This window comes from Caecibacteroides pullorum (assembly GCF_019239235.1).
In the GTDB taxonomy this organism is placed as follows: Bacteria; Bacteroidota; Bacteroidia; order Bacteroidales; family Bacteroidaceae; genus Bacteroides; species Bacteroides pullorum.
Genome location: NZ_JAAZTS010000052.1, coordinates 1 through 3,509 on the forward strand (window position 1 = coordinate 1; position 3,509 = coordinate 3,509).

General features: G+C 39.3%; 5 protein-coding genes. 3 read left to right on the forward strand and 2 right to left on the reverse strand.

The genetic code is table 11. From position 1 onward, the window contains the following. Positions 1-580 (reverse strand): hypothetical protein (locus HF894_RS14995; protein WP_204973447.1); only part of this gene is annotated, 580 nt, incomplete at its 3' end. 1,214 nt (positions 581-1,794) lie between these two features. On the opposite strand from HF894_RS14995, the gene HF894_RS15000 reads away from it, so the two are divergent. The 3 genes from HF894_RS15000 (at position 1,795) to HF894_RS15010 (ending at position 3,337) form a co-directional block, all read left to right on the forward strand. Further along, entirely contained in the window at positions 1,795-2,061 is a 267-nt protein-coding gene (locus tag HF894_RS15000; RefSeq protein WP_159436259.1) for a hypothetical protein, read from the forward strand. A gap of 22 nt (positions 2,062-2,083) precedes the next feature. Next, the gene (locus HF894_RS15005) at positions 2,084-2,761 is read left to right on the forward strand and encodes a hypothetical protein (protein ID WP_159436260.1); all 678 of its coding nucleotides are present in this window, start codon (positions 2,084-2,086) and stop codon (positions 2,759-2,761) included. Positions 2,762-2,950: 189 nt separating this feature from the next. After that, the gene (locus HF894_RS15010; protein ID WP_159436261.1) at positions 2,951-3,337 is read left to right on the forward strand and encodes a DUF4870 domain-containing protein; all 387 of its coding nucleotides are present in this window, start codon (positions 2,951-2,953) and stop codon (positions 3,335-3,337) included. A gap of 20 nt (positions 3,338-3,357) precedes the next feature. Here HF894_RS15010 and HF894_RS15015 read toward each other — a convergent pair. Beyond that, positions 3,358-3,509: ATP-binding protein (locus HF894_RS15015; protein WP_218417854.1), on the reverse strand; the 152-nt coding region annotated here is incomplete at its 5' end.

Here is a 3,509-nt window from a genome sequence, read left to right on the forward strand (position 1 = left end):
GCAGTACGGCATAAGTCATTTGCCGGAAGATGTCTGCCGAGGGCTTTTCCGAGAAGAGGCGGAGATAGAACCGGTCTTGTGTCCCGATGGGAATCGGAGGGGTGGACAGGCTGTGGGAGGAGGCGAGCAGGGTGGTGTCGCCGGCGTGGTCAAGGATTTGCTGTTTGTCGTAAAGGCAGATGCAATGACGGACTTTCTCTTTCATGCCTTTCTGATAGAGGCTGTCCAGTTTGTCCGCTTGCGGATAACTCCCTTGCTTCAGGAGCAGCATCTGGAAAAGTTGGGTTATTCCTTCGGGTATACTATTTATTCTTTTCTTTTTTTTGATGGTAGCGATATCCGTACTGTCTCCCACTAAATTTTTGATTTCATCCGGACGGATGGGCTGGCTATCAGACAACCGTTTCTCATGCAAATCGTTTTTTCTTATTAACACTTCTTTTTCAATGGCTTGTGTGAAGCATGTCTCCATTTGATCTTCAAATTCCGATACGTGGGAGCGATACATCTTCTGAAGCCAGAACAGTTGTAATGCGATAATGGCAAAGATAGCGAGGGTTGTACCTAAGGCATATTTCATGATGTTGGACAATTATGTTGATTATGTGCTTCCAAAAGTAGTAATAAGGAATGTGAAAAGCAACGGGTGATTCCGTTTTTTTCTAAAACAGTTGAAGTGTAACCAAAACCTAATCAAAAAAGTAAATTTTGATTAGGTAAAGATTAGGTTTTAGTTAGGTGTTAAGTGGAATGAAGGCCCTAAATTTGCAACAATACTAATATTAAAAATAGTTGTAATATGTGACATTGAGAATTTAGTAGGATGGGTTTAAGGCAATGGCTCAAGAGAGGATTGTAGCTCCTTTACCTATATAGGACGGTTTTAATAATTGCTGTTTGTTGTTATTGGCTCTGCATGTGATAGGAGTCTAAATTAAAAAGAAATGAAAATAAGAGTACTATATAATGTGTTTATTGGATTGGCTATACTTTCCGTGTTGCTTATGGTAATTAACAAGCAATCCAATTTTGTAATTAATGAATGGTATATCTCAGGGGTTTACATTATGATGTGGTTCTTTCTGTTCCTCTATACTGCAAGCAAAGCGTTTGAAGAAAAAAGGAAGGAAATGAAAGGTTATGTACCCTGTATCCTTACTTTTTTAGTATTCTTATTGAATGTCGTTTATGCATTTTGTTTGAAGCCCTAATTACAGCTTATTGTCAGGATACCTGTTTTGCCAGGCTATTTCTTTGTCGTTTCTGATTTCTCTTTATAATATTCCGTTTAAGAAAGTGTATAAATCGTTCTTTGGATAGAAGAGATACTAATCTAGACTTAATCTTTACCTAATCAAAAAAGTAAATTTTGATTAGGTAAAGATTAGGTTTTAGTTAGGTATTATATGGTTGATAGCCTGTATCTTTGTGGAAGTAATCAGAAAACAGAATAATGGTATGAAAAGTGGAATTTGGTACGCATTGCTCATTGCTTGCAATTTGGTCTTGTGTGGTGTTCTTTTTTATAAGAACGTACAGGTGAGTGAGTGTGTAAAACAGAAATTGGAGTTTGGTGATTCCATACAATCATTGAACTCAGAGAATCTGAGGTTACTTGAACATACATCGCTGTCATATGCATACGGCGATTTTAACCGGATTGATAATATCCGGTTGAAAAATGAGAAGGGGAAAATATTGTCACTCTCAGAGTTGGTTTCATCGGGTTACAAATTGATTGTTCGGTTTCGGAGAACTCATTGCCTATTGTGCGTGAAAGAATTCAGTGAACTATTGAACAGACATTTACAGAATGCTGAGCAGGTGGTTTATGTCATTGATGAGGAAGTAAGGAAGAACTTGGATTTTTATAAGACCTATCTGAACTTGAACGGATTGATTTGTGTGACCGAAAAGGTGGACGAACGGATAGACAATGAAGGTCGTCCTTATGTGTTTCGTATAGGGGGTGATTTGTCGGTAGACTATTTGTATTTTCCGATGTCTGGTATGTCCATAGTGTCCAATTTGTATATAGAAGAAGTGGTAAAGGAAATATAGTAAACTAATTAAAAAAAAGCGTATGAAAAAAATTGTTTTTTTAACGGTGTCAGTGCTGGTACTGACTGTCAGTATGGTCATAGTTTCTACTTCTTGTTCGCAAGAAGATGAAATTCCGGTGGTAAATGTAGATCCGGAATTGAATGCCTTTTTCTCCACAAAGGAATATCTGGACTTCCAACGGGATAATTCCTTTATAACGGAGAATATGCTTTTGGATAAGGTGTATGTGGCAACTTTTCCGCGTGATATGAAGCAATATGTAATTCCTGTGATGGTGAACGGACATCTGAAGGGAAAACTGAATGTGTTTTCAAAGAATGGAGGAAAGGTTTACCATAGCCTTTACGAGGATTGGAGCGGCATGTCCGAAGAAACCGGAGGCTTGGTGAAAATCTCTGCCGCGGATGGACAGTATATATCCACGTTGAAATATACGAAGATAGGAGGAAGCAAATTTGAAGTGGTGATACAAGATGTGGCTTCTCCGGTAGGTGGCACAAAGCCGAAAACGCGGGTGGAATTTCCGGATCCAGATACGACGGGATATGCAGATTGTGTTGCACAATGTTATGCAGTTGCTAAAGAAAGTTGTGATAGTGATACGGGGTGCAAATTTATCTGTGATTTGTTAGATGCAATAGGAAAGTCGTGTGCAACTTTGTCAATAATGGCTGCTTGTGCAATTTATTGTGCTTAATAGAAACTAGTCGAGAATGACTCCTTTATCACTTCTTTTTTTCATAATAAAAAACGGAATAGTAAAGCTGAAAAGTATTGTAATAGAATAGAGTTTATATGGAATAAGGAACCAGAACTATTGGTTATCAGTACTCTACAACCTTAATTCGATATAATGTTTATATTCACTTTGAAAATTGTAATAATTATGAATACTAGTCTTGTCAAATTGTATGTAAGTGTGTTGATAGGTGCTTTTTTCCCGTTGGGAACTGTTATAGCTCCTTTCTTGTATTACTCGTTGGCCAAAACGAACGGTGCCGATGAACAGGTTGCTGAACTGCGGAAACACCTGAAGGATATTGTCAATTTCCAGATTCAGCTGTATCTCTTTGTCTTCATTTATATGGTTGTGTTTTGGTATCTCCAAATCTCATCCTATAACGAAAGGCAACATTTCGATGCCGGATGGATGTATGTGCCGGTGGTCCTGTATGTGATTTTTGCGATTTTGTATCCCCTGTTCATTGCCGTACATCTTAAGATTGGTAAACCGGGAAAACGGTATTATTACTCTTTAGTCAGATTCTTTTAGACCTGGCTCTCTCGTTGTCATCACCTTTTTGTCTGTCTGCGGGGCAGGCGTATGCTGAAGGTGCTGCCCGTTCCTTCCCGGCTTTCCACCCGGATGTCTCCGCCGTGGGCACGGACCACGTAGCGGGCATAGGTCAGGCCGATGCCGTAGCCCTTCTGTGCGCGGCCTTCCT